This is a genomic window from Burkholderia sp. BCC1985 (assembly GCF_905339915.1).
Taxonomy (GTDB): Bacteria; Pseudomonadota; Gammaproteobacteria; order Burkholderiales; family Burkholderiaceae; genus Burkholderia.
In genome coordinates, this window is the sequence record NZ_CAJPGY010000011.1 from 79228 (window position 1) to 105645 (window position 26418).

General features: G+C 67.3%; 27 protein-coding genes. 18 read left to right on the forward strand and 9 right to left on the reverse strand.

The window, feature by feature from the left end; translation table 11 throughout:
• The first annotated feature begins 1 nt into the window (after position 1).
• From U4Z31_RS13600 to U4Z31_RS13665, 14 genes are all read left to right on the forward strand, one after another.
• Complete coding sequence (locus U4Z31_RS13600) at positions 2-1552, forward strand: aromatic/alkene/methane monooxygenase hydroxylase/oxygenase subunit alpha (protein ID WP_044845464.1); 1551 nt, start codon at positions 2-4, stop codon at positions 1550-1552.
• Positions 1553-1626: 74 nt separating this feature from the next.
• On the forward strand, positions 1627-1983 hold the full coding sequence (locus tag U4Z31_RS13605) for a phenol hydroxylase subunit P4 (protein ID WP_321810592.1): 357 nt from the start codon (positions 1627-1629) through the stop codon (positions 1981-1983).
• A gap of 25 nt (positions 1984-2008) precedes the next feature.
• A complete protein-coding gene (locus U4Z31_RS13610) occupies positions 2009-3073 on the forward strand; it encodes a phenol 2-monooxygenase domain-containing protein (RefSeq protein ID WP_321810593.1) in 1065 nt (354 codons plus the stop codon).
• A 1-nt stretch (position 3074) separates the two neighbouring features.
• Complete coding sequence (locus U4Z31_RS13615) at positions 3075-3431, forward strand: 2Fe-2S iron-sulfur cluster-binding protein (RefSeq protein WP_044845461.1); 357 nt, start codon at positions 3075-3077, stop codon at positions 3429-3431.
• A gap of 25 nt (positions 3432-3456) precedes the next feature.
• Positions 3457-4401 carry a catechol 2,3-dioxygenase gene (locus U4Z31_RS13620; RefSeq protein WP_124520933.1) on the forward strand — a complete coding sequence of 315 codons (945 nt, stop codon included), beginning with the start codon at positions 3457-3459 and terminating at the stop codon, positions 4399-4401.
• 21 nt (positions 4402-4422) lie between these two features.
• Positions 4423-4872, forward strand: coding sequence for a GlcG/HbpS family heme-binding protein (locus tag U4Z31_RS13625; RefSeq protein ID WP_124487095.1), 450 nt, complete (start codon positions 4423-4425; stop codon positions 4870-4872).
• 99 nt (positions 4873-4971) lie between these two features.
• Positions 4972-6483 (forward strand): 2-hydroxymuconic semialdehyde dehydrogenase, encoded by a 1512-nt coding sequence (locus tag U4Z31_RS13630; protein ID WP_321810594.1) that lies wholly within the window; start codon positions 4972-4974, stop codon positions 6481-6483.
• A gap of 28 nt (positions 6484-6511) precedes the next feature.
• On the forward strand, positions 6512-7294 hold the full coding sequence (gene dmpE, locus U4Z31_RS13635; RefSeq protein WP_044845457.1) for a 2-oxopent-4-enoate hydratase: 783 nt from the start codon (positions 6512-6514) through the stop codon (positions 7292-7294).
• Positions 7295-7335: 41 nt separating this feature from the next.
• On the forward strand, positions 7336-8256 hold the full coding sequence (locus U4Z31_RS13640) for an acetaldehyde dehydrogenase (acetylating) (protein WP_044845456.1): 921 nt from the start codon (positions 7336-7338) through the stop codon (positions 8254-8256).
• Between the two features lie 44 nt (positions 8257-8300).
• Positions 8301-9347 (forward strand): 4-hydroxy-2-oxovalerate aldolase, encoded by a 1047-nt coding sequence (dmpG, locus tag U4Z31_RS13645; RefSeq protein WP_321810595.1) that lies wholly within the window; start codon positions 8301-8303, stop codon positions 9345-9347.
• Complete coding sequence (dmpH, locus tag U4Z31_RS13650; protein ID WP_044845454.1) at positions 9344-10132, forward strand: 2-oxo-3-hexenedioate decarboxylase; 789 nt, start codon at positions 9344-9346, stop codon at positions 10130-10132. The genes dmpG and dmpH overlap by 4 nt, the downstream gene beginning before the upstream one ends.
• Positions 10133-10141: 9 nt before the next feature.
• The gene (locus U4Z31_RS13655) at positions 10142-10351 is read left to right on the forward strand and encodes a 4-oxalocrotonate tautomerase family protein (protein ID WP_124529330.1); all 210 of its coding nucleotides are present in this window, start codon (positions 10142-10144) and stop codon (positions 10349-10351) included.
• 37 nt (positions 10352-10388) lie between these two features.
• Positions 10389-11210: an alpha/beta fold hydrolase gene (locus tag U4Z31_RS13660; protein WP_321810596.1), complete on the forward strand. Its 822-nt coding sequence runs from the start codon at positions 10389-10391 to the stop codon at positions 11208-11210.
• 67 nt (positions 11211-11277) lie between these two features.
• On the forward strand, positions 11278-12180 hold the full coding sequence (locus U4Z31_RS13665) for a transporter (protein ID WP_321810597.1): 903 nt from the start codon (positions 11278-11280) through the stop codon (positions 12178-12180).
• An 84-nt stretch (positions 12181-12264) separates the two neighbouring features.
• On the opposite strand, the gene hndA is transcribed toward U4Z31_RS13665, so the two are convergent.
• A complete protein-coding gene (hndA, locus tag U4Z31_RS13670) occupies positions 12265-13215 on the reverse strand; it encodes a 2-hydroxy-1-naphthoic acid nonoxidative decarboxylase (protein ID WP_321810598.1) in 951 nt (316 codons plus the stop codon).
• 121 nt (positions 13216-13336) lie between these two features.
• On the opposite strand from hndA, the gene U4Z31_RS13675 reads away from it, so the two are divergent.
• On the forward strand, positions 13337-14221 hold the full coding sequence (locus tag U4Z31_RS13675; protein ID WP_321810599.1) for a LysR substrate-binding domain-containing protein: 885 nt from the start codon (positions 13337-13339) through the stop codon (positions 14219-14221).
• 29 nt (positions 14222-14250) lie between these two features.
• Here U4Z31_RS13675 and dbpA read toward each other — a convergent pair whose 3' ends face one another.
• From dbpA to U4Z31_RS13700, 5 genes are all read right to left on the reverse strand, one after another.
• A complete protein-coding gene (gene dbpA / locus U4Z31_RS13680; RefSeq protein WP_044845449.1) occupies positions 14251-15648 on the reverse strand; it encodes an ATP-dependent RNA helicase DbpA in 1398 nt (465 codons plus the stop codon).
• Complete coding sequence (locus U4Z31_RS13685; RefSeq protein WP_044845448.1) at positions 15645-15842, reverse strand: hypothetical protein; 198 nt, start codon at positions 15840-15842, stop codon at positions 15645-15647. The genes dbpA and U4Z31_RS13685 overlap by 4 nt, the downstream gene beginning before the upstream one ends.
• Before the next feature lie 527 nt (positions 15843-16369).
• Complete coding sequence (mqo, locus tag U4Z31_RS13690) at positions 16370-18013, reverse strand: malate dehydrogenase (quinone) (RefSeq protein WP_321810600.1); 1644 nt, start codon at positions 18011-18013, stop codon at positions 16370-16372.
• Positions 18014-18551: 538 nt separating this feature from the next.
• Positions 18552-18881, reverse strand: a complete 330-nt coding sequence (locus U4Z31_RS13695; protein ID WP_321810601.1) for a hypothetical protein — start codon at positions 18879-18881, stop codon at positions 18552-18554.
• A gap of 61 nt (positions 18882-18942) precedes the next feature.
• Entirely contained in the window at positions 18943-19431 is a 489-nt protein-coding gene (locus U4Z31_RS13700; RefSeq protein ID WP_044845446.1) for an Lrp/AsnC family transcriptional regulator, read from the reverse strand.
• A 125-nt stretch (positions 19432-19556) separates the two neighbouring features.
• Between U4Z31_RS13700 and U4Z31_RS13705 the strand changes: the two genes are divergently transcribed.
• Entirely contained in the window at positions 19557-20594 is a 1038-nt protein-coding gene (locus U4Z31_RS13705; protein ID WP_321810602.1) for a histone deacetylase family protein, read from the forward strand.
• 70 nt (positions 20595-20664) lie between these two features.
• Positions 20665-21810 carry a branched-chain amino acid ABC transporter substrate-binding protein gene (locus U4Z31_RS13710; protein ID WP_321810603.1) on the forward strand — a complete coding sequence of 382 codons (1146 nt, stop codon included), beginning with the start codon at positions 20665-20667 and terminating at the stop codon, positions 21808-21810.
• 54 nt (positions 21811-21864) lie between these two features.
• Here the strand turns inward: U4Z31_RS13710 and U4Z31_RS13715 are convergent, their stop codons facing one another.
• On the reverse strand, positions 21865-22740 hold the full coding sequence (locus U4Z31_RS13715; protein WP_321810604.1) for a mechanosensitive ion channel family protein: 876 nt from the start codon (positions 22738-22740) through the stop codon (positions 21865-21867).
• A 324-nt stretch (positions 22741-23064) separates the two neighbouring features.
• On the opposite strand from U4Z31_RS13715, the gene U4Z31_RS13720 reads away from it, so the two are divergent.
• Entirely contained in the window at positions 23065-24435 is a 1371-nt protein-coding gene (locus U4Z31_RS13720; protein WP_321810605.1) for a M23 family metallopeptidase, read from the forward strand.
• Positions 24436-24620: 185 nt separating this feature from the next.
• On the opposite strand, the gene U4Z31_RS13725 is transcribed toward U4Z31_RS13720, so the two are convergent.
• On the reverse strand, positions 24621-25361 hold the full coding sequence (locus U4Z31_RS13725) for a fucose-binding lectin II (protein WP_321796155.1): 741 nt from the start codon (positions 25359-25361) through the stop codon (positions 24621-24623).
• 202 nt (positions 25362-25563) lie between these two features.
• On the reverse strand, positions 25564-26382 hold the full coding sequence (locus tag U4Z31_RS13730) for a fucose-binding lectin II (protein ID WP_044845440.1): 819 nt from the start codon (positions 26380-26382) through the stop codon (positions 25564-25566).
• Between the last annotated feature and the right edge of the window lie 36 nt (positions 26383-26418).

Sequence of the window (26418 nt, forward strand, 5' to 3'; positions counted from 1 at the left end):
CATGGACACGCCAACGCTCAAGAAAAAGCTCGGCCTGAAGGACCGCTACGCGGCAATGACGCGCGGCCTCGGCTGGGAGACGACCTACCAGCCGATGGAGAAGGTCTTCCCGTACGACCGCTATGAAGGCATCAAGATCCACGACTGGGACAAGTGGGTCGACCCGTTCCGCCTGACGATGGATGCGTACTGGAAATACCAGGGCGAGAAGGAGAAGAAGCTGTACGCGGTGATCGACGCGTTCACGCAGAACAACGCATTCCTCGGCGTGACCGATGCCCGCTACATCAACGCGCTGAAGCTGTTCATCCAGGGCGTAACGCCGCTCGAATATCTCGCGCACCGCGGCTTCGCGCACGTCGGCCGGCACTTCACCGGCGAGGGCGCGCGCATCGCATGCCAGATGCAGTCGATCGACGAGCTGCGGCACTACCAGACCGAAACGCACGCGATGTCGACGTACAACAAGTTCTTCAACGGTTTCCATCACTCGAACCACTGGTTCGATCGCGTCTGGTATCTGTCGGTGCCGAAGTCGTTCTTCGAGGATGCGTATTCGTCGGGCCCGTTCGAGTTCCTGACCGCGGTCAGCTTCTCGTTCGAATACGTGCTGACGAACCTGCTGTTCGTGCCGTTCATGTCGGGCGCCGCGTACAACGGCGACATGTCGACCGTCACGTTCGGCTTCTCCGCGCAGTCGGACGAATCGCGTCACATGACGCTCGGCATCGAGTGCATCAAGTTCCTGCTCGAACAGGACCCGGACAACGTGCCGATCGTGCAGCGCTGGATCGACAAGTGGTTCTGGCGCGGCTACCGGCTGCTCACGCTGGTCGCGATGATGATGGACTACATGCAGCCGAAGCGCGTGATGAGCTGGCGCGAATCGTGGGAGATGTACGCGGAGCAGAACGGCGGCGCGCTGTTCAAGGATCTCGCACGCTACGGGATTCGCGAGCCGAAGGGCTGGCAGGACGCGTGCGAAGGCAAGGACCACATCAGCCACCAGGCGTGGTCGACGTTCTACGGCTTCAACGCGGCGTCCGCGTTCCACACCTGGGTGCCGACCGAAGACGAGATGGCGTGGCTGTCCGCGAAGTATCCCGATTCGTTCGACCGTTACTACCGCCCGCGTTTCGACTACTGGGGCGAGCAGGCGAAAGCGGGCAACCGCTTCTACATGAAGACGCTGCCGATGCTGTGCCAGACCTGCCAGATCCCGATGCTGTTCACCGAGCCCGGCAACCCGAAGAAGATCGGCGCGCGCGAGTCGAACTACCTCGGCAACAAGTTCCATTTCTGCAGCGATCACTGCAAGGAAATCTTCGACCACGAGCCGCAGAAATACGTGCAGGCCTGGCTGCCGGTGCACCAGATCCATCAGGGCAACTGCTTCCCGCCCGATGCGGACCCGAGCGCGGAAGGCTTCGATCCGCTCGCCGCGGTGCTCGACTATTACGAAGTGCAGATGGGCCGCGACAACCTCGATTTCGATGGCTCGGAAGACCAGAAGAACTTCGCGGCCTGGCGCGGCCAGGCCACCCGCAACTGACCCGCAATCGATACGTAACCTTGAACAGGACCCGCGCGCGCCACGGCGCGAACGCGGGCCGACAGGAGACAAACATGGCCGTCATCGCGCTCAAACCCTACGACTTCCCGATCAAGGATGCCGTCGGGAAGTTTCCGGCGCCGCTGCTCTACGTGTGCTGGGAAGACCACCTGATGTTCCCGGCGCCGTTCTGCCTGCCGCTGCCGCCCGACCTGCCGTTCGGCGCGTTGGCCGACAAGGTGCTGCCGCCCGTCTATGGTTATCACCCCGACTTCGCGAAGATCGACTGGGATCGCGTCGCGTGGTTTCGCTCCGGCGAGCCGTGGACGCCCGACGCAGCGAAGAGCCTGGCCGACAACGGCCTCGGGCACAAGGACCTGATCAGCTTCCGCACGCCGGGCCTCGACGGCCTCGGCGGCGCGAGCTTCTGACCGCCACGCGGACGAGCGAACCATCATGAGCCATCAACTTACCATCGAGCCGCTGGGCGTGACGATCGAGGTCGAGGAAGGACAGACGATGCTCGACGCCGCGCTGCGACAGGGCATCTACATTCCGCACGCGTGCTGTCACGGCCTGTGCGGCACCTGCAAGGTCGCCGTGCTCGACGGCGAAACCGATCTCGGCGACGCGAACCCGTTCGCGCTGATGGATTTCGAGCGCGAGGAAGGCAAGGCGCTCGCGTGCTGCGCGACGCTGCAGGCCGACACCGTGATCGAGGCCGACGTCGACGAGGAGCCCGACGCGGAGATCATCCCGGTCAAGGACTTCGCGGCCGACGTCGCGCGCATCGAGCAGCTCACGCCGACCATCAAGTCGATCCGCCTGAAGCTGTCGCTGCCGATCCATTTCCAGGCGGGCCAGTACGTGCAGCTCGAGATTCCCGGCCTCGGGCAGAGCCGTGCGTTCTCGATCGCGAACGCGCCGGCCGACGTCGCGGCCACCGGCGAGATCGAGCTGAACGTGCGGCAGGTGCCGGGCGGGCTCGGCACCGGCTATCTGCACGAGCAGCTCGCGACGGGTGACCGCGTGCGGCTGTCGGGCCCGTACGGCCGCTTCTTCGTGCGCCGCTCGGCCGCGCGTCCGATGATCTTCATGGCGGGCGGATCGGGGCTGTCGAGCCCGCGCTCGATGATCGCGGATCTGCTCGCGAGCGGCGTCACCGCGCCGATCACGCTGGTCTACGGCCAGCGCAACGCGAAGGAGCTGTACTACCACGACGAATTCCGCGCGCTCGCCGCACGCCATCCGAACTTCACGTACGTGCCGGCGCTGTCCGAAGGCGCGCCGGATGCGGGCGGCGACGTCGCGCAAGGGTTCGTGCACGACGTAGCGAAGGCGCATTTCGACGGCGACTTCTCGGGGCACCAGGCGTACCTGTGCGGACCGCCCGCGATGATCGACGCGTGCATCACGACGCTGATGCAGGGGCGCCTGTTCGAGCGCGACATCTATCACGAGAAGTTCATCTCGGCGGCGGACGCGCAACAGACGCGCAGCCCGCTGTTCCGGCGGGTGTGACATGGACGCGGGCCGCGTATGCGGGACGGTCCGGATCGCGCAGACCGACGAGCGCTATGCGTGCGTGTCAGGCGAGTCGCTGCTGGCCGGCATGGCGAAGCTCGGCCGGCGCGGCATTCCGGTCGGCTGCCTGAACGGCGGGTGTGGCGTTTGCAAGGTGCGTGTGCTGCGCGGCGCGGTGCGCAAGCTCGGGCCGATCAGCCGAGCGCACGTGAGCGCGGAGGAGGAAAGCGACGGCTATGCGCTGGCGTGCCGCGTCGTGCCGGACGGCGACGTCGAACTCGAAGTGGCCGGCCGGTTGAAAAAGCCGTTCTTCTGCGGCGCGTCCTGTGCAGGCGCGCCGGCGATCGACAAGTAATCAGGAAACCAGGAGGAGACACATCATGGGTGTGATGCGTATTGGTCATGTCAGTCTGAAGGTGATGGACATGGAAGCGGCGCTGCGTCATTACGTGCGCGTGCTCGGCATGCAGGAGACGATGCGCGACGCGGCAGGCAACGTCTACCTGAAATGCTGGGACGAATGGGACAAGTATTCGCTGATCCTGTCGCCGTCCGATCAGGCTGGGCTCAAGCATGCCGCGTACAAGGTCGAGCACGACGCCGATCTGGACGCGCTGCAGCAGCGTATCGAAGCATACGGAATCGCGACCGAGATGCTGCCCGAAGGCGCGCTGCCGGCGGTCGGGCGTCAATTGCGGTTCCTGCTGCCGAGCGGGCACGAGCTGCGCCTGTTCGCGAAGAAGGAGCTGGTGGGCACCGCGGTCGGCTCGCTGAACCCCGATCCGTGGCCCGACGACGTGCCGGGCTCGGCCGTGCACTGGCTCGACCACTGCCTGCTGATGTGCGAGCTGAATCCGGAGGCCGGCGTGAACCGCGTCGAGGAGAACACGCGCTTCATGGCCGAGTGTCTCGACTTCCACCTGGCGGAACAGGTGATGGTCGGCCCGGGCAACACGATCCAGGCCGCGACGTGGATGTTCCGCAGCACGACGCCGCACGACATCGCGTTCGTCGGCGGCCCGCGCAACGGGCTGCATCACATCGCGTTCTTCCTCGACGACTGGGCCGACGTGCTGAAGTCGGCCGACGTGATGGCGAAGAACAAGGTGAAGATCGACGTCGCGCCGACGCGGCACGGGATCACGCGCGGCACCACGATCTACTTCTTCGATCCGAGCGGCAACCGCAACGAGACGTTCGCGGGGCTCGGCTATCTCGCGCAACCCGATCGCCCGGTCACCACGTGGACCGAGGAGGAACTCGGGCGCGGGATCTTCTTCCACTCCGGCGAGCTGAACGAAGCGTTCACGACCGTCTATACCTGACCCGCGAAGGAGCGCAGCGCCATGAACCGAAACGATACGACCCGCAGCGTCGAGCTGCGCACGATCGACTGGCCTGCCGCCGCGCGCGCCGCGCAGGCGGCGGCCGAGGCCGCCGGGCGGCTCGGCGTGCGCGTGAACGTCGCGGTCGTCGATGCGGCGGGGCTGCTCGCGGCGTTCGTGCGCATGCCCGGCGCGCCGCTGCATTCGATCGACATCGCGATCGACAAGGCGTACACGGCCGCGAGCTTTGGTCTGCCGACCGGCGCGTGGCATGCCGCCCTGGCGTCGCACTCGGACGCCGTGCGGCAGGGCCTCGTGCTGCGACCGCGCTTCGTCGCGTTCGGCGGCGGGCTGCCGATCGTCGACGACGGTGCATTGATCGGCGGCATCGGCGTGTCGGGCGGCAGCGAGGCGCAGGACGCGCAATGCGCGCAGGCGGGGCTCGATGCGGCCGGCCTTGGCGGGTCGTGACGCGCGGCATGCGACACGGCAAGACGCGGCACGACATCGCACGCGAACACGCTTCACGAACCCACGGATCACGGATTCACGACTATCGGTAACTCCATCATGTACGACACCGAACCCAACGCCGCGACACGCGGCCCCGCCGGCGGGCAGCCGGAAGCGCGGCGCGTCCGCAACTTCATCGACGGCGACTATCGCGCGGGCGAGCGCTGGTTCGACAAGCGCTCGCCGCTCGACAACGCGGTGATCGCGCGCGTGGCCGAAGCGAGCCGCGCCGACGTCGACGCGGCGGTGCAGGCCGCCCGCGCGGCGCTGGCCGGCCCGTGGGGCGGCCTGACGGTCGCGCAGCGCGTCGAGTTGCTGTATGCGGTGGCCGACGGCATCACGCGCCGCTTCGACGATTTCCTCGAAGCGGAAGTGGCCGACACCGGCAAGCCGGTGAGCCTCGCGAGCCATATCGACATTCCGCGCGGCGCCGCGAACTTCAAGGTATTCGCCGACGTCGTGAAGAACGTGCCCGGCGAAACCTTCGAGATGGCGACGCCGGACGGCGCGGGCGCGCTCAACTACGCGATCCGCCGGCCGGTCGGCGTGGTCGGCGTGATCTGCCCGTGGAACCTGCCGCTGCTGCTGATGACGTGGAAGGTCGGGCCCGCGCTCGCGTGCGGCAACACGGTGGTCGTGAAGCCGTCGGAGGAGACCCCGCAGACGGCCGCGCTGCTCGGCGAAGTGATGAACGAGGCGGGCGTACCGCGCGGCGTCTACAACGTCGTGCACGGCTTCGGGCCGGCTTCCGCCGGCGAATTCCTGACGACCCATCCGGGCGTGAACGCGATCACGTTCACCGGCGAGACGCGCACCGGCGCGGCCATCATGAAGGCCGCGGCCGACGGCGCGCGGCCCGTCAGTCTCGAGATGGGTGGCAAGAACGCGGCGATCGTGTTCGCCGACTGCGACTTCGACGCGGCCGTCGAAGGCACGTTGCGCTCGTGCTTCGCGAACGCGGGGCAGGTCTGCCTCGGCACCGAGCGCGTGTATGTCGAGCGTCCGCTGTTCGAGCGCTTCGTCGCGGCGCTGAAGGCCGGCGCCGAGCAATTGCAACCCGGCCGCCCGGAAGCGGCGTCGACCGGCCTCGGCCCGCTGATCAGCCAGGAGCATCGCGACAAGGTGCTGTCGTATTACCGCAAGGCGGCCGAACTCGGCGCGACGATCGTGACGGGCGGCGGCGTGCCCGACATGCCCGACGACCTGCGCGGCGGCGCGTGGGTGCAGCCGACGATCTGGACCGGCCTCGGCGATGATTCGCCGATCGCGCGCGACGAGATCTTCGGGCCGTGCACGCTCGTGATGCCGTTCGATTCGGATGCCGAAGTGATCGGCCGCGCGAACGCGAATGCGTACGGGCTGTCGACCGCGATCTGGACGACCAACCTGTCGCGCGCGCATCGCGTCGCGGCGTCGATCGACGTCGGCATCGCGTGGGTCAATTCGTGGTTCCTGCGCGACCTGCGCACCGCGTTCGGCGGCGCGAAGCAGTCGGGCATCGGCCGCGAGGGCGGCGTGCATTCGCTCGAGTTCTACACGGAGCTGCGCAACGTCTGCGTGAAGCTCTGACCCAACCGTTACTGACCGGAACACTCTTATGGACTCCACGTTGATTACCACGCTGGGCGACCGGCTGTACGACGCGATGACGTCGCGCGAACCGATCGCGCCGCTGACGTCGCAGCACGAGGACCTGTCGGTCGACGACGCGTACCGCATCCAGCAGCGCTTCGTGCAGCGCCGCCTCGACGCGGGCGAGACCGTGATCGGCAAGAAGATCGGCGTCACGTCGAAGGCGGTGATGGACATGCTCGGCGTGTACCAGCCCGACTTCGGCTACCTGCTGTCGGGCATGGTGTATGGCGACGGCGAGTGCATCGCGCTCGACACGCTGATCCAGCCGAAGGCCGAAGGCGAGATCGCGTTCGTGCTGAAGCGCGACCTGCTCGGCCCGGGCGTGACGAACGCGATGGTGCTGGCGGCGACCGAATGCGTGATGCCGTGCTTCGAGATCGTCGATTCGCGCATTCGCGACTGGAAGATCCGCATCGGCGACACGGTCGCCGACAACGCGTCGTGCGGCGTGTTCGTGCTTGGCGACAAGGCCGTGAGCACGCGCAGCGTCGACCTGTCGACCTGCGGGATGGTGCTCGAGAAGAACGGCGACGTGATCGGCACCGGTGCCGGCGCGGCCGCGCTCGGCTCGCCGGTGAATGCGGTCGCGTGGCTCGCCAACACGCTCGGCCGCCTCGGCATTCCGCTGAAGGCCGGCGAAGTGATCCTGTCCGGCGCGCTTGCCGCGATGGCGCCGGCCGCGCGCGGCGACAACTTCCGCGTGTCGATCGGCGGGATCGGCGCGTGTTCGGTGCGGTTCGCGTGAGCGCCGCCCGTTCTCTTTTCCACGCTAACGAGGCATTCCCCATGACCCGAAAGATCCGTTGCGCGCTGATCGGTCCCGGCAACATCGGCACCGACCTGCTCGCCAAGCTGATGCGCAGCCCCGTGCTCGAACCCGTGTGGATGGTCGGCATCGATCCCGATTCCGACGGCCTGAAACGCGCGCGCGAACTCGGCCTCAAGACCACCGCGGACGGCGTCGACGGCCTGCTGCCGCACGTGCAGGCGGACGGCGTGCAGATCGCGTTCGATGCGACGAGCGCGTACGTCCACGCGGAGAACAGCCGCAAGCTCAATGCGCTCGGCGTGCTGATGATCGACCTGACGCCGGCGGCGATCGGTCCGTACTGCGTGCCGCCGGTCAACCTGAAGGACCACATCGGCTCCGGCGAGATGAACGTCAACATGGTCACCTGCGGCGGCCAGGCGACGATCCCGATGGTGCGCGCGATCTCGCGCGTGCAGCCGGTCGCGTACGGCGAGATCGTCGCGACCGTATCGTCGCGCTCGGTCGGCCCCGGCACGCGCAAGAACATCGACGAATTCACGCGCACGACGGCCGCGGCCGTCGCGCAGATCGGCGGCGCGAAGGCGGGCAAGGCGATCATCGTGATCAACCCGGCCGACCCGCCGCTGATCATGCGCGATACCGTGCACTGCCTGACGGAGAGCGCACCCGACGAAGCGCGCATCGTCGAATCGGTGCACGCGATGATCGCCGACGTGCAGCGCTACGTGCCCGGCTACCGGCTCGTCAACGGGCCGGTGTTCGACGGCAATCGTGTGTCGGTCTATCTCGAGGTCGAAGGCCTCGGCGACTACCTGCCGAAATACGCGGGCAACCTCGACATCATGACGGCCGCCGCCGCGCGCACCGCCGAAATGTTCGCCGAGGAACTGCTGGCCGGCCGCCTCACGCTGGCATCGGCCGCGCAGGCGGCCTGATGCCCGCGGACGCGACTTCCACGACCGGACGAAAAGGAACGGAAATGAATCTCAAAGGCAAGCAAATCACCGTCCACGACATGACGCTGCGTGACGGCATGCACCCGAAGCGTCACCAGATGACGCTCGACCAGATGCGCTCGATCGCGAGCGGGCTCGACGCGGCCGGCGTGCCGCTGATCGAAGTCACGCACGGCGACGGCCTCGGCGGCTCGTCGGTGAACTACGGCTTTCCCGCGCATACCGACGCGGAATACCTCGGCGCGGTCATCCCGCTGCTGAAGCGCGCGAAGGTGTCGGCGCTGCTGCTGCCGGGCATCGGCACCGTCGATCACCTGAAGGAAGCGCACGCGCTCGGCGTGCATACGATCCGCGTCGCGACGCACTGCACCGAGGCGGACGTCTCCGAGCAGCACATCGCGATGGCGCGCAAGCTCGACATGGATACCGTCGGCTTCCTGATGATGAGCCACATGAACAGCCCGGAAGGGCTGGTGAAGCAGGCGAAGCTGATGGAGTCGTACGGCGCGAACTGCATCTACATCACCGACTCGGCCGGCTACATGCTGCCCGACGACGTGAAGGCGCGCCTCGGCGCGGTGCGCGACGCGCTGCAGCCCGACACGGAGCTGGGCTTTCACGGTCACCACAACCTCGCGATGGGCGTCGCGAACTCGATCGCCGCGATCGAGGCCGGCGCGAACCGGATCGACGGCGCGGCGGCGGGGCTCGGCGCGGGCGCCGGCAACACGCCGCTCGAAGTGTTCGTCGCCGTGTGCGAGCGGATGGGCATCGAAACCGGCGTCGACGTGTGGAAGATCCAGGACGTCGCCGAGGATCTCGTCGTACCGATGATGGATTTCCCGATCCGGATCGACCGTGACGCGCTGACGCTCGGTTATGCGGGCGTGTACGGATCGTTCCTGCTGTTCGCGAAGCGGGCGGGCGACAAATACGGGATTCCGGCGCGCGACATCCTCGTCGAGCTCGGCCGGCGCGGGATGGTCGGCGGCCAGGAGGACATGATCGAAGACACCGCGCTGACGCTCGCGAAGGCGCGCGCGGCGCAAGCGAAGCGGGAGGCCGCATGAACCTGTCGACCGACACGATCGAGGCGCTCGCCGCGCATCTCGACGACTGCATGCGTGAAGCATGCGACACGCCGAAGATCACCGACCGCCATCCGGAGATGGACTGGGACGACGCCTACGCGGTGCAGGATGCGATCCGCCGCCGGCAGCTCGCGCGCGGCGCGCGGATCGTCGGCTACAAGGCCGGCCTGACGTCGCACGCGAAGATGCGGCAGATGGGCGTCGACACGCCCGTGTTCGGTTTCCTCACCGACGTCTACGACCTGCCCGACGGCGGCGAGTGCGACACGTCCGCGCTGATCCATCCGAAGGTCGAGCCGGAAATCGCGTTCGTGACGAAGGCCGAACTGAAGGGGCCCGGCTGCCACGTCGGCGCGGTGCTCGCCGCGACCGATTTCGTCGTCGCCGGGATCGAGGTGATCGACAGCCGCTACCGCGATTTCAAGTTCGACCTGAAGAGCGTGGTGGCCGACAACACGTCGGCCGCGCGCTTCGTCGCGGGCGGCCGCCCGCTGCCGGTGGACGGCGTCGACCTGCGCACGCTCGGCATCGTGCTCGAGAAAAACGGGCTGCCGGTCGCGTTCGGTGCCGGCGCGGCCGTGCTCGGGCATCCGGCCGCGGCGATCGCGATGCTCGCGAACCACCTCGGCGCGCGCGGCGAATCGATCCCGGCGGGCAGCCTGATCCTGTCGGGCGGCATCACAGAGGCGGTGGCCGTCGCGGCCGGCGACAACGTGACGCTGCGCGTGCAGGACATCGGCTCGGTCGGCCTGCGCTTCATCTGAACGTTCCGAATGCAACGGGAGGCCATCGTGCCGGTAGCTCATCTGTACATCCTGGAAGGCCGCGACGACGACAAGAAGGAACGCCTGATCGCCGAAGTCAGCGAAGCCATCCATCGCTCGCTCGACGCACCGCTCGAATCGGTGCGCGTGATCATCACCGAGATGCCGAAGGCGCATTTCGGGATCGGCGGGCAGAGCGCGAAGAAACGCGGGCGCTGACGCGCCGCGCGCCACCGAAACCGACTGGAGAAGCATCATGTCACGCAATCCCGAACTGGGCCGCCGGATCGTCGCGGCCGGTCTCGACACCAACTATCACGACCTCGGCGACGGGCCGCCGGTGTTGCTGATCCACGGCTCGGGGCCGGGCGTCACGGCCTATGCGAACTGGCGGCTCACGATGCCCGCGCTTGCCGCGCGGTTTCGCGTGATCGCGCCGGACATGGCCGGTTTCGGCGAAACCGAGCGGCCGCGCGATTACGTGTATTCGATGGACCACTGGGTCGACCACGCACTCGGCCTGCTCGATGCGCTCGACGTCGAGCGCGCGCACGTGATCGGCAACTCGTTCGGCGGCGCGCTCGCGCTCGCGCTGGCGATCCGCGCGCCCGAACGGGTCGGCCGGCTCGTGCTGATGGGCGCGGCCGGCACGCGCTTCACGCTCACCGAAGGGCTCGATGCCGTGTGGGGTTATACGCCGTCGATCGCGAACATGCGCGGCCTGCTGGACATCTTCGCGTTCGATCGCACGCTGGTGAACGACGAGCTCGCGAAGCTGCGCTACGACGCGAGCGTGCGGCCCGGCTACCAGGAGGCGTTCGCGAACATGTTTCCCGCGCCGCGTCAGCGCTGGGTCGATGCGCTCGCGAGCGACGAGGCGAAACTGCGCGCGCTGCCGCACGAGACGCTGATCGTGCACGGCCGCGAGGACCGCGTGATTCCGCTCGACAGCTCGACGCGGCTGCTGGAACTGCTGCCGAATGCGCAGTTGCACGTGTTCGGCCGCTGCGGACACTGGACGCAGATCGAGCATGTGGCGCGCTTCAACCGGCTCGTGATCGAGCACTTCAGCGAATAGCCGGCGGGGGCGGCGCGCGGGACGACCATAAAAAATCAATTCAGTAGAACGAATATTGGAGACATCGATGAAACGAAAGGCTGCCTTCGGACTGGTTTCGCTCGCCGCGTGCGCGGGCATGGCGCTGAGCACCGGCGCGTTCGCAACGGAGGGTGGCGGCGACACGATCGGCGAGGGCGCGGAAGCGTTCTTCGCCGGCGCGCTGCCGCCGGCCGGGCTGTACGCGCTGCTGTACTACACGCACTACCATGCGTCGCGCTTCAACGATTCGCACGGCAACGGTTCGGTGCCCGGATTCAAGCTCGATGCCGACGTGCTGATTCCGCGCGTCGTGTGGATGTCGAACCTGTCGGTGCTCGGCGGGCGCTACGGTGCGTATGCGGTGCTGCCGATGGAGCATCTGGCGCTGGATGCGGGCGGCGCGTCGTTCGACCGCACCAATCTCGGCGACCTGATCGTCAGCCCCGCGCTGATCGCGTGGGGATCGGGCGCGCTGCGCACCGTCGCGGCGATCGAATTCGTGTTCCCGACCGGCCAGTACGACATGCATGCGGCGCTGAATACCGGCAAGAACTACTACACCGCGCGGCCGGTGTTCGGCGTGACGTGGCTGCCGAACGACAAGGTCGAGGTGTCCGCGAAGATCACGTACAGCTTCAACTCGCCGAACAACGACACCCATTACCACTCGGGCAACCTGTTCCACATCGATTACTCGGCGAGCTATGCGGTCACGCCGAAGGCGCGCGTCGGACTGTCGGGCTACTTCGTCAAGCAGACCACCGACGACATGCAGAACGGCCAGCCGGTCGCGGGCGACGGCTTTCGCGGACAGACGTTCGCGATCGGCCCCGGTGTCCGTTACCAGTTCGGCAAGGTCAGCCTGGAAGCGCGCGTCGTGAAGGAATTCTTCGTGCGCAACCGGCCGGCCGGCGAGGCCGTTTGGGCGAAGGCCGTCATTCCGTTCTGACGGTGCCGCGCGGCGCGGACGGCTGCGGGCGGTTGCACGCGTGACGCCGCCGCGATGGGGCGTCACGCGGCACTGCGTCGCGCGTTATCGCGCGAGTGCGGCGAGGCGCGGGAACAGCGGCAGCGCGTTCGCGCGGTTGAGCGCGGCGTGCCGGTCGGCGCCCAGCGCGGCATACGCATCCTGCGCCGCGGTGAACGACGTGCTGACGGCCGGCGGCGCATACGGGAAGTCGCTGCCGTACAGCACGCGATCCGGTTGCGCGAACGCCGTGAGGCTCGGCAGCGCGGACGGCGACGACAGCGCGGTGTCGAAGTAGAACGTGCGCAGCAGGTCGAGCAGCCCGTCGCGATCCGGCACGTCGTTGCGCACGCCCGGCGCGAGTTCGGCGAAGCGGTACGCGGTGTACGGCAGGAAGCCGCCGGCGTGCGACAGGATGATGCGCACGTTCGGGTAGCGCGCGATCACGCCGTTGAGCACGAGCTGCAGCGCGGTGCGCGTCGTATCGAACGGGTAGTCGAGCAGCGGGCCGGGCATGCCGGGCAGCACATCGATCGCGGGCTTGGCCGGATGAATGAACACCACCGCGCGGCGGCGATCGAGCGCGGCCCACACGGCCTCGAATGCCGCATCGCCGAGATAGGTGCCGCCGTAGTTGCTGAGCAGCACGACGCCGTCGGCCTTCAGCGTGTCGAACGCGTGATCGATCCCGGCGAGCGTGCCGTCGACGTCGGGCAGCGGCAGCGTCGCGAAGTTGCCGAAGCGGGTCGGCCATTGCGCGACGAGGCCGGCCACGTATTCGTTGACCTGGCGCGCCATGTCGCGCTTGGCCTGGCCGTTCCAGCCCTGCACGCCGGGCGCCGTCAGCGACAGCACGCCGGTCTGGATCTCCAGCGAGTCCATGAACGCAAGCGCGGCTTCCGGGCTCCAGGTCGGGCTGCCCCAGCCGGACGGATCGCCGCCGTGCGACGGGAGGGCTGCGGCCCAGAACGGCGGGACGACATGCTGGTGAACATCGATGCGGTTGCGGTCGGACACGACGGGGCTCCTTGGAGGTGGGCTGCGACGCAGCGGATGACCATCAGGATGCGCGCGCTTGATTTTTCATTCCAATAGATTAGATTTCGAGATTAATCGTTTCGGGTGATCAATCGAGCGTATGGACCTTCGCCATTTGCGCTACTTTCTCGCGGTTGCCGAAGAAGGGCATTTCGGCCGCGCGGCGGAGCGGCTGCATATCGTGCAGCCCGCGTTGAGCGCGCAGATCCGCGCGCTCGAGGAGGAACTCGGCGCGACGCTGTTCGAGCGCAGCACCCGCAAGGTGCTGCTGACCGACGCGGGCCGCTTGCTCGTGGCCGAAGCGCGGCACACGCTCGAGCAGGCCGCGCGCGCGAAGACGGTCGTGCAGCGCGCGGCGCGCGGCGAGACGGGCGTGGTGCGGATCGGCTTCGTCGGCAATGCGGTCGCGACGGGGCGGCTGTCCGACGACCTGATCGCGTTTCACGCGGCGTGGCCGGAAGTGGCGCTCGACCTGCACGAAATGGCGCCGGCCGCGCAGCAGGACGCGATCCTCGCGGGCCGGCTCGACATCGGCTATTGCCCGGCCTTCGGCACGGCGTTCGATCCGAAGCTGGCCGTGCGCACGGTCGGCAGCTGGGCGTGGGACGTGATGATGAGCGACCGGCATGCGCTCGCGAAGCGGCGCTCGGTGAGCGTCGCGGCGCTCGCGGACGAACCGTTCATTTTCTATGCCGCCGACGGCGACGACGAAGGGCAGCTGGCGATCCTGCGGCGGGTGCTCGGCAAGACGCCGCACATCGCGCACAAGGTGAGCAGCACGCTGTCGGTGCTGGCGCTGACGGGCGCCGGTCTCGGCGTGGCGCTGGTGCCGGCGCCGCTCAGCCGGATCGCGGCGCCGAACGTCGTGTACCGGAAACTCGCCGGCAGCGTGCCGGGGTCCGAACTCGTCGCGCTCAGCCGCAGCGGCGGGGAATGGGGCGCGGTACGGCAGTATCTGGCGATGCTGGGCGGGCGCGCCGCATAAGGATTGCGGCGCGCGCCGGCATCACCGCGTCACTCTTCGTCCATCAACCGGACCTTGACCCGCTTGCCCTTGATCTTCCCCGCATTGAGCTTGCGCAGCGCGTCGCGCGCGACGCCGCGCTCGACCGCGACATAGGTCGAGAACTCGGTCACGTTGATCTTGCCGATCTGCTTGCCGTCGAACCCCGCATCGCCGGTCAGCGCGCCGAGCACGTCGCCCGGGCGGATCTTGTCCTTGCGTCCGCCGAGGATCTGCAGCGTTTCCATCGGCGGCAGCAGCGTGTCGTTGCCGGCCGGCTTCAGTTCCGCGAGCGGATGCCATTCGACGTCGCGCTTCTGCGCCTGCTCGATCGCGCCGACGCGGCCCATCTCGTCCATGCTGGCGAGGCTCAGCGCCCAGCCTTCCTGGTCCGCGCGGCCGGTGCGGCCGATACGGTGCACGTGCACTTCGGGGTCGGGCGTCACGTCGACGTTGATCACGGCCTCGAGCTGCGCGATGTCGAGCCCGCGCGCGGCCACGTCAGTCGCGACCAGCACCGAGCAACTGCGGTTCGCGAACTGGATCAGCACCTGGTCGCGTTCGCGCTGTTCGAGCTCGCCGTGCAGCGCGAGCGCGTGGAAGCCCTGCGCGTGCAGCACGTCGAGCAGGTCGCGGCATTGCTGCTTGGTGTTGCAGAACGCGATCGTGCTCACCGGCCGGTAGTGGTTCAGCAACTGGCCGACCGCGTGCAGCCGCTCGGTTTCCGTCACTTCGTAGAAGCGCTGGCGGATCTTGCTGTCGTCGTGGCGCTCCTCGAGCTTCACTTCCTTCGGATTACGCAGGAACTGCTGGCTCAGCTTCGCGATGCCGTCCGGGTAGGTCGCCGAGAACAGCAGCGTCTGGCGCGTCGTCGGGCACATGCGCGCGACTTTCGCGATGTCGTCGAAGAAGCCCATGTCGAGCATCCGGTCGGCTTCGTCGAGCACCAGCGTGTTCAGCGCGTCGAGCTTCAGGTTGCCGCGGTCGAGGTGATCCATGATGCGGCCCGGCGTGCCGACGACGATGTGCGCGCCGTGCTCGAGGCTCTGCGCCTGCGGGCGCATCGGCGTGCCGCCGCACAGCGTCAGCACCTTCACGTTTTCCTCGGCGCGCGCGAGGCGGCGCACTTCCTGCGCGACCTGGTCGGCGAGTTCGCGGGTCGGGCACAGGATCATCGCCTGCACGTCGAAGCGGCGCGCGTCGAGGCGCGCCAGCAGCGCGAGCGAGAACGCGGCGGTCTTGCCGCTGCCCGTCTTCGCCTGCGCGATCAGGTCCTGGCCGGCCAGCGCGATCGGCAGGCTCGCGGCCTGGATCGGCGTCATGTCGACATAGCCGAGCTGCGCGAGGTTCGCGAGCGTGGCGGGCGTCAGCGGCAGCGCGCTGAAGGGCGTGGCGGTCGGCTGCGTCATTCGAGGTCTCCGAGGTAAGGCTTGCCTTCCATCTGTTCGTAGGCGACGTTGCCTTCATCGTCCTCGAAGCGCTCGAGATAGTTGCGCGCGCCGCACAGCGGGCAGCGGAACAGCAGCCCCTGGCCTTCGTCCTTGATGACGACGTCGGACGTTTCCCACTGCGTGCCGCAGCTCTGGTTTCGGCAAGTAAACACGGTCTTTCTCCAGCTGAATTCGGTTGGTGGCGCGCCCGGGCGGGCGCGGCAACGAAGTGCGGCGCTCGCGCGGCTCGGGCGCGGGCCGCACCGGCGGTCGCATGGACCGCGTCGATGCGGATGGTGGATCGGTGGCGACGGTGTCGCGCGTGCCCGCAATTCTAGCGGATGCGGGAGGGCGGCTGGGGACGAACGGCCGCGCTTGGCCGGTAGCGGGCGCGATCGCCTGCGGTTCGGCTGGCAGCGAACGACCGGTGGCGAACGACCGGTGGCGAACGACCGGTGGCGAACGACCAGCAGCGAACGACCAGCAACGAACGACCAGCAACGAACGACCAGCAACGAACGACCAGCAACGAACGGCCAGCAACGAACGGCCAGCAGCGGACAATCGGCAGCGGTGCGACGGGCAGAGCAGCAGCCGCAAGTCTCCGCAGGACGGAGCACGCCGCGCCGTCCGCGTCCGCCAAGCAAAACGGCCGCCCCGAAGGGCGGCCGTGCGATGCGGCGAAACGGGACCGGACGCGTTACAGCGCCATGTCGGCCGCCGCCTTCGCGGGACGCGCCGGAGCCGTGCCCGTCGCCTGCGACGGCACCGTCAGGTCGATCTTCGGCGGCGGCGACAACTGCAGCACGCCGCTCGTATAGGTCCATTCCTCGACGACCTTCGCCGGGTTGTCGTTCAGTTTCGTGCCGTAGCTCGGCACGATCTGGCGGAGCTTCTGCTGCCATTCGGGCGTCGCTACCTTGTCCTTGAACACCTTCTGCATCAGGCTCAGCATGATCGGCGCGGCCGTCGACGCGCCCGGCGATGCGCCGAGCAGGCCCGCGATGCTGCCGTCCTGCGAGCTGACGATCTCGGTGCCGAGCTTCAGCACGCCGCCCTTCTTCGGGTCGCGCTTGATGATCTGCACGCGCTGGCCGGCCTGCCACAGGCGCCAGTCTTCCTTCTTCGCGTCCGGGAAGTATTCCTTCAGCGCGTTGAAGCGGTCGTCGTCGGACAGCATCAGCTGGCCGGCGAGATACTCGACGAGCGGGAATTCGTCGACGCCCACGCGCATCATCGGCGCGACGTTGTGCAGGTTGGTGCTCTTCGCGAGGTCGAAGTACGAGCCGTTCTTCAGGAACTTGGTCGAGAACGTCGCGAACGGTCCGAACAGGATGATCTTCTTGCCGTCGATGATGCGCGTGTCGAGGTGCGGCACCGACATCGGCGGCGAGCCGACCGACGCCTTGCCGTACGCCTTCGCGAGGTGGCGCTTCACGACCTCGGGGTTGTCGGTCACGAGGAACGAGCCGCCGACCGGAAACGCGCCGTAATCCTTCGCCTCGGGGATGCCCGACGCCTGCAGCAGGTGCAGCGCACCGCCGCCCGCGCCGATGAACACGAACTTCGCGTCGACGGCCTGCGGCGGTTCATCCGAATGCAGCTTCACCCACGACACGTGCCACGTGCCGTCTGCGTTGCGCGAGATCTCGCGCACTTCGCTCGACAGCGACAGCGTGAAGTTCGGCTGCGTCTTCAGGTAGCCGACGAACTGGCGCGTGATCTCGCCGAAGTTCACGTCGGTGCCGATCGGCGTCCACGTTGCCGCGACCTTCTGGTTGCGGTCGCGGCCTTCCATCATCAGCGGCACCCACTGCTTGATCTGGTCGTAGTCTTCCGAATACTGCATGCCACGGAACAGCGGGCTCGCCTGCAGCGCGTCGTAGCGCTTCTTCAGGAAGCGGACGTTGTCGTCGCCCCACACGAAGCTCATGTGCGGCGTCGAGTTGATGAACGAGTGCGGGTTCTTCAGCACGCCCTGCCGGACCTGCCAGGCCCAGAACTGGCGCGAGATCTGGAACGACTCGTTGATCTCGATCGCCTTCGAGATGTCGATCTTGCCGTCCGCCTTCTCCGGCGTGTAGTTCAGCTCGGCGAGCGCGGAGTGGCCGGTGCCCGCGTTGTTCCAGCCGTTCGAGCTTTCCAGTGCGACGCCGTCGAGGCGCTCGACCATCGTCATCGACCAGTCGGGCTGCAGCTCGTGCAGCCACACGCCGAGCGTCGAGCTCATGATGCCGCCGCCCACCAGCAGGACGTCGACCTTCTTCGTATCGGCGGCATGCGCGGACGACGTCGCGACGCACAGCGCGAGCGCCGACAGTATTACCCGTAACGTTTTGATCACAGCAGATCCCTTTTTCAACTTGGATGCATCGGTTTGCCATGCCGCCCGGCCGATGCGGATTCGCAACCGGATCGCGCATCCGGAGATCCGGACCGCGAATCCAGAATTCCGGACCGACCATGTTCACCGTTGCATTTGCGCACGCGAAGCCGTTGCGAAGGACACCTTCGGATCGGCTTCATGTGCTCGTGCAATCAGCTGCTTCACGGTCGTGCGACGGGCGCGCAGGCCCTTGCTGCGGGCCTCGCCGGAAGGCGTTTCAGGCCGTGTCGAAAGCGGCCGCGCGCAATGCGTTCCGCGGGGCGGGATGGCAAGGGGCGCGTAATATAACCGAACTCGATTGCCGTGTCGCTCGCGCGGAATATCCCTGATTTCGTGGGGTTTTTTGTGTGTCCGGGTTTCCGGAATGACGGTGCGCGGAACGGGAAAAAAGCGGGATCGGCGGGGCGAAACGCGCGCGCGACGGGCATGGCGCGCATCGCGCTCGCGCTTCATCGGGGCGCGACGTTGCATCGCGACCCGGTCACATCGCATTCCTTCACTTCGCTGCGCCGTTCCGGCAGAACTGCTCGTACCCCTGCGCCGAGTTCGCGAAACCATGCGCCTTCGCGAGTTCCCACGGGCGCTCGCATTGCCGGGTCGTTTCGCACCAGGCATAACCGGCCGAGCCGATGCAGCCGTGCGCGTCGCGATCGCCGCCGACCATCGGCGGGGCGGCTTCGGCAGCCTGGGCGGTCTGCGTGCCCTGCGTGTCCTGCCCGGCGACATTGGGTGGAAGCGGGGCAGGCGGTTGCGTCGCGCACGCGCTCAATGCAAACGCGAGAGCGATCGCGGCGGCAAGCGGCGCGGAAGGAATGCAATGTTTCATGCGGTAGCGCTCCATGGGATGAAGGTCGACAGCGGATGCCCGTGCGCGGGCGATTGATCGATCACGCGTCCGGCACCGGCACGCGCGACGAGAACTTGACCTCGCGCAGCGCGAGGCTCGACTGGATCGACGACACGCCAGCCTGCTTTCGCAGCACGCGTTCGACGAATTCCGCATACGTGTCGAGATCGGCGGCGACGACCTGCAGGATGTAGTCGGCCGCGCCGGTGATCTTGTGGCACGACGTCACTTCGTCGTGACGCCGCATCACGTCCTCGAAGTGATCCGAATCCTGGTCCGAATGCATGTTGAACGTGACCTGCACGAACGCGAACACGTTCATGCCGAGCGCGCGGCGGTCGAGGTTCGCCTGGTAGCCGGTGATCACGCCTTCGTCCTCGAGCCGCTTGCGCCGCCGCCAGCACGGCGTGACGCTCAGCGACAACCGTTCGCCGAGCGTCGCGTTGGACAGCGCGCCGTCTTCCTGCAGCAGGCGGAGCATCGCGCGATCGACGCCGTCCAGCTCAACCGAAGCGCGATTTTTGCTCATTTCCGGGTCTCCGTAGACGGTTTTCTCAAAATTGTACGAAACGAAGAGTTGAAAAGCAAAGTTATTGCCGGCTGGCCTCAATAGACTGTTGCCACCCCTCACAGCCTTCACTGCAACGGTCAACCATGCTCACGGTCTACAGCAGCGATCACCATCTGCATCGCGGCGTCGAACTGAAGGACGGCGCGATCACCGATTCGTTCGAGAACCCCCTTCGCGCCGAAACGGTGCTCGCGCAGGTCCGCGCGGCCGGCCTCGGCGACGTGATCGCGCCGCGCGCGTTCGACCGCGCGAGCTATGCCGGCGCGCACAGCGCGCGCTATGTCGACTTTCTCGCCGGCGCATGGGACGAATGGGCCGCGACCGGCCGCACCTGCCAGGCGCTGCCGCTCGTGTGGCCGGTGCGCGCGATGCCGTCGGCGGCGACGCTGCCCGACTTCATCGACGGCAAGCTCGGCTTCTTCGCGATGGATGCCGGTGCGCCGATCAACGCCGGCACGTGGGACGCGGTGCGCGCGAGTGCGAACTCGGCGCTCACCGGCGCCGACCTGCTGTCGAACGGCGGCATGCGCGCCGCGTTCGCGCTGTGCCGCCCGCCCGGCCACCATGCGGGCCGCGAGTACATGGGCGGCTACTGCTATCTGAACAACGCGGCGATCGCCGCGCAGCACGGCATCGCGAGCGGTGCGGCGCGCGTCGCGGTGCTGGACGTCGACTTCCATCATGGCAACGGCACGCAGGACATCTTCTACGACCGTTCGGACGTGTTGTTCGCGTCGCTGCACGGCGAGCCGGCGGTGTCGTATCCGTACTTCTCGGGCCATGCCGACGAGCGCGGTGCGGGCGCGGGCGAAGGCTTCAACCTGAACCTGCCGCTGCCGAAGGGTACGCAGTGGGACACCTACTCGGCGGCGCTCGGCCAGGCCACTGCCGCGATCGCGAAGCACGCGCCCGACCTGCTCGTCGTGTCGCTCGGCGTCGACACGTTCGAGCACGATCCGATCAGCCATTTCAAGCTGTGCTCGCCCGACTACCTGCGGATCGGCGCCGCGCTCGCGCGCCTGAACCTGCCGACGCTGTTCGTGATGGAAGGCGGCTACATGGTCGAGGAAATCGGTATCAACGCGGTGAACGTGCTGCTCGGCTTCGAAGGGCGCGCGTGAGCGCATCGCTTTGCCTGCAATCGACAATGGTATGGATCACGAACCAACAGCGACAAGGAAGGAGACGAACATGAATCGGAATCGGCATCAGAACAAGACGGCATGCGCGGTCGCGCTGGCGTGTGCACTATTCGCGCTGTCCGCGCACGCGGACGAGATCGTGCGCATCGGGCACGTCGCGCCGCTGACCGGCGCGATCGCGCACCTCGGCAAGGACAGCGAGAACGGCGCGCGGCTCGCGGTCGAGGAAATCAACGCGAAGGGGCTCGTGATCGGCGGCAGGAAGGTCACGCTGCAGCTCGACGCGCAGGACGACGCGGGCGACCCGCGCACCGCGACGCAGGTCGCGCAGCGTCTCGTCGACGACAAGGTGGTCGGCGTCGTCGGCCATCACAACTCGGGTACGTCGATTCCCGCATCGCGCGTCTATCGCGACGGCGGCGTCGTGCAGATCTCGCAGGCCGCGACCAACCCGACCTACACGCAGCAGGGCTTCAAGACGACCTATCGGGTCGTCGCGACCGATGCGCAGCAAGGGCCCGCGCTCGCGATGTACGCGGCGAAGAAGCTGGGCATCAGGACGGTCGCCGTGGTCGACGATTCGACCGCGTACGGGCAGGGCCTCGCGACCGAATTCGAAAAGGCGGCGAAAGCGGCCGGGATGAAGATCGTCTCGCGCGATGCGACCAACGACAAGGCGATCGACTTCCGCGCGATCCTCACGAAGATCAAGGGCGAGAACCCCGACGCGATCATGTACGGCGGGATGGACGCGACGGGCGGTCCGCTCGCGAAGCAGGCGCGCCAGCTCGGCATGCGCGCGAAGATCCTCGCCGGCGACGGCGTGTGCTCGACCGACCTGCCGAAGCTCGCGGGCCCGGCATCGGACAACGTCGTGTGCTCGGAAGCCGGCATCGCGCTCGAGAAGATGCCGGGCGGCGCGGCGTTCGTGCAGCGTTACGGGGCGCGCTATCACCAGCCGATGCAGGTGTATGCGCCGTTCTCGTACGACGCGGTGTACATCATCGTCGACGCGATGAAGCGCGCGAACTCCACGGAGCCGGCGAAGGTGCTGGCCGCGATGCCGGCGACCGACTATCGCGGCGTGATCGGCGAAACGAGCTTCACGCCGCAGGGCGACCTGAAGCACGGTGCGATCTCGGTATTCACTTACAAGAGCGGCAAGAAGGCGCTGCTCGATATCGTCAGGATGTGACGCGAGCGGGGCGCACGACGCAGCGCGCCGTGCGCGCTCGTGCGCCCCGGCGTCTTACGACGCCTGTACGCGGCGCGGGTCGGACCGGCGCTGCTGTTCGGCTTCATGCACGATGTGCAGTTCGCGCGTGCGGATCGGCAACGCGCAGTCCACATCGGCGAGCGTCTTGCGCACCTGGCGCGCGAGGCGCCAGCGCATCGCCCAGAACTTGTCGGTGTGCGTCCACACGCGCATGTTCGCGATCGCCGTGCTGTCGTCGAAGCGCATCACCATCACGTCCGGTGCCGGTTCCGTCAGCACGTCGGGATCGGCTTCGGCCAGCGCGCGCAGCGCGTCGAGCGCGCGATCGATGTCGTCGTGCACCGACACTTCGACCTCGAGATCGAGACGGCGCGTCGGATTGCGCGTGTAATTGCGGATCGCGCTGCCCCACAGCGCGCTGTTCGGCACGTATTCGCAGATGCCGTCCGGCTTCGTCAGCCGCGTCATGAAGAGGCCGACTTCGTCCACCGTCCCCGCGACGCTCGAGCCGCCGTCGATGTAGTCGCCCACCTTGAACGGCCGCAGCAGCAACAGCATGATGCCGGCCGCGATGTTCTGCATCGTGCCCTGCAGTGCGAGCCCGATCGCGAGGCCGGCCGCGCCGAGCACCGCGACGATGCTCGCGGTTTCGATGCCCAGCTGCGACAGCGCGCCGACGATCGCGACGATGCGGATGCCCCACACGGCGACGTCGCAGAGGATCGGCCGCAGCGTGTCGTCGACGCGCTCCTTGTTCGCGAGCAGCCGGCTCAGCCAGTTGCCGATGCGTTTCGACAGCCACCAGCCCGCGACGAGCAGCGCGAGGGCGGCGCAGAGCCTGAGCGACAGCGTGGACAACGCGTTCCACAGGAACGTCCAGCGTTCCGGATGAAGATGATCGAGAAACATGACGGGATTCCGGGTTGAGGACAGAAGGCGCGACGGGCGGCGCACCCGCCGTGGCCCGGCGGGCATGCGCGCGTGCGCGGGCAACCCTCGACTGTACAGCCATGCGCGGTGTCACACGACCGAAGGGGCGCATCCCATGCATTTTTACGGCGATTTTTATCTTTCGTTCATGTACTAAGACAACATCTGCACAAATCGGATTGGTCCTATTCGGCGATGTTGGTCGCGCCAGTACACTCGCCTCCAGGCTACCGGATCGCGACGCTCTTTCCTCCGCGATACCCGGTTCATTTCCAGTTTTCAAAGATAGCGAGTGACGACGCGATGCGGTTCGACCTGTGTTTACGTCTCGCACGCGAACGAGGTCGATCCGCGCAACGCGGCGCCATCCGCTTTCCCGTTCGCCGCGCGCTGCTGCGCGGTGTCGTTGCGGCGGCGTGGCTTGCCGGCACACAGGGCGCGATGGCGCTGGCATCCTCCGGTGCCGAGCCGTCCGCGCCCGTGGCGGCGCAAGCGGCCGACCTTGTCGACGTGCCTTTCTTCAATTCCGCCCGCACCGTCTGGGGCGGCTTGCTTGCGTCGACGGTGGTTCCGCGCATCGTGGCGGATTCGCAGGCGGTGCGTGTGCGTGCGGAGGCCTATCCCGGCATGTTCGTCGTGCGTGCCGGCGCCTGTGCGCCGTACGTTGTCCTTTGCGATGCGGCGCGGGGTGCGATCGAGCGCGGTTACGCAGGGCGTTTCGATTATGGTTTTGCATCGCATCTGCCCGCGATCGGCACGCCTTCGGCATTCGCATCGCGTCGTGTCGATCTGGCGTCCGCGCAACCGTTCGTGCTCGCGGAGCAGGAGAGCGGCACGCGGGCTGGTGTGATAACCGGCAGCCTGCGTGCGTCGCTGGCGCGTGCCGAATTGCCCGACGGTGTCGTGGCGCAACTGACGCGCATGTTGGCCGGTCGTATCGACCCGAAGCTGCACGGCGCGACCGGCGACACCTTCCGTGTCGCATTCGAACCCGATGACGATGCGGCACTGCCGGGCGGCGTGCGCGTGACGGCGCTCGACATCCGCTTTCGCGGCCGGCGCGTCGCGGCCGTGTGGTTCGCCCCCGGAGCGGGGGTGCCGGGCGCCTATTACGATCTCGACGGCATGCCGTTCGAAGGCACCCGGTTCGCGATGCCGGTCCGGTCGACACGCACCAGTTCGCGCTTCGGCGCGCGCGTGCATCCGGTGACCGGCGCGCGCCACGTGCATTCGGGCGTCGATCTTGCCGCGCCGACAGGGCGCGCCGTCCATGCCTCCGAGCGCGGCGTCGTGACGTTCATCGGCACCGAGCCGCGCGGTTACGGCAAGTATGTGGTGATCCGTCATGACGGTGGCTATGCGTCGTACTACGCGCACTTGTCGGCGTTCGAGCCCACGCTGCGAACCGGTGCACGGGTCGCCCGCGGTCAACGGGTGGGCGCGGTCGGCAGTACCGGGACCGCGACCGGCCCGCATCTGCACTTCGAGGTCCGGCGACATGGTCGTCTTGTCGATCCGATCGGCCTCGTGCAGGCGTCGAAGGCAGCGAAACTGAAGGGTGAGCAGCGTGTCGCGTTCAACCGCGTGGCTTACGCCGCGCGCACGCAGTTGGCCGCGGCCAGCTTGACGGCGCCGCTCGCGATGTCACAGCGTGGCGCCCGGCGTGACGGCTGATGTCGCGACGTCGCCCGTGCTCGCCCGGCGTGCCTGGTGCAGGCGCGACGACGTGATGTTTCAGGCTATCCATCCGGTGCTCATCACGCGCGTGCACGGTATTCCCGGCGGGCATCGGAAGCAATAAAGGCAAGCGCCGGGCGAATCGGCGCCCAGTGCTTGCCTTCCGTTTAACGGTCAGCCCGTCAACCCAGCGGCCAGTTCAGGATCGCGATGCCGTCGTTGTAGTCGCCGTCCGTACCGTCTTCAGAGCCGACCAGCCCGAAATAGGTCTTCTTGAAGATGTCGACCTGGCGCGAACCGATCTTCGACGGCTTGCCGTTCGCCGTCACGACCACGCGCACCTTCCCCTTGCCCGAGTTCACGATCTGCGTGTTCAGGTTCGCGTCCTGCGTGCCGGCGCCCTGGAACGTTGCGGCCGGTTTCGGGTTGTCGTCGACGAAGACTTCGATCGTCTGCTGCGCGGACGAATTGACGAGCGCCGTCACGCCGAATGCAATGTTCGGCGGCAGGTTGAAGATGCCGTCGCGTTCGCCGCCGCCGGTCGTCGTGGTGCCCGGCTGCGTGGGTTGCGGTTGCGGCGTCGCCTTCGAGAAGTAGTTGACCACCGCACCAACACCGAACTTCGCTGCCGCGCCGGGCAGCACGCCGGGCGCGCCGGCCCACGTCACCGTGCAGGCGATCACCTGCCCGGCCGCATCGGCCTTCACCTTGTTCTGCCAGCTGCCGACGTCGAAGCTGTACGGGATCGTTGCAATGTCGACGAACACATCGTATTGCGGCAGCTTCTCCACGAGCTGCGCGGTCATGAACTGACGCATCCGGTCGAGCACGGCCTGGTCGCCGTTCGATTGCACGGCGGTTGCATCGTTGCCGGCAAGTTGCAGCAGGGCGTACAGATCGTCATGGGTAAACGGTTGTGACATGTCTTCCTCGTCTTGATGGAATGTCTCGCATCGCGCGGCCGGTGAGCGGATCTCGCCGTCGTCGCGCGCGGAGCGCGGCGTGGGACTGCAAATGACTGCTCGAATGAATCGCTTCACAACGGGTGGCCGGGGCGGTTGGCCCCGTCGCCATTGCGGCTTCGACGGCGGCGCGCACGCGTTGCCGCCCCGCGCATCGTCGGGTTCAGCCCAGCGGCCAGTTCAGGAACACGATGCCGTCGTTGTAGTCGTCGTCGGTGCCGTCTTCCGAGCCGACGATTCCGAAGTACGACTTCTTGAAGAGATCGATTTGCCGCGAGCCGATGCGCGACGGCTTGCCGTTCGCCGTCACGATCACGCGTACGCGCCCCTTGCCGGAGTCGAGCACCTTCGTGCCGAGGTTCTGGTCCTGCACGCCCGCGCCCTTGAACGTGGCGGCCGGTTTCGGGTTGTCGTCGATGTAGATGTCGATCGTCTGGTCGTTTGCCGCGTTGGTGAGTGCCGTCACGCCGAACTTGATGTTCGGCGGCAGGTTGAACGTGCCGTCGCGTTCGCCGCCGCCGCCGATGTTGCCGGCGCCGCCGCCGGTTTCGGTGCCCTGATTCCCGCCGCCTTGCGACGACGATTGCGCGGCCGTGTCGCCGATCGCGGAAATGCTCGCGTACGAATCGATATGCATCGCGCTGCCGCGCACGCTTTTCCACTGCCCTTTCACGAACGTGACGCCGCTGCCGACGTCGATCGTCGCGACGAGCGTGAACGGCATGCGCCCGGTGCTTTCGGGCACCTTCGACGAATAGGTGAAGCAGCCGTCCGCGACGACGCCTTTGTCCGTCGCGATCGCGAAATAGATGCCGGGGAAATTGTTGCCGGTCGCGTACGGCGTCGGCACGTTGAGGATGACCTGCAGTTTCCCGTCGCGAATCTCTGCCTTGGCGATGTCGATATGCAGGCCGGGGATGTCGACGTACGTCTCGGACGTGACGACGGGCGCGCTGTTGATCGAAGCCGAAAGAAGCGGCATGGAAGTCTCCTGTGATAACGCTGTTTTGGATTGGGG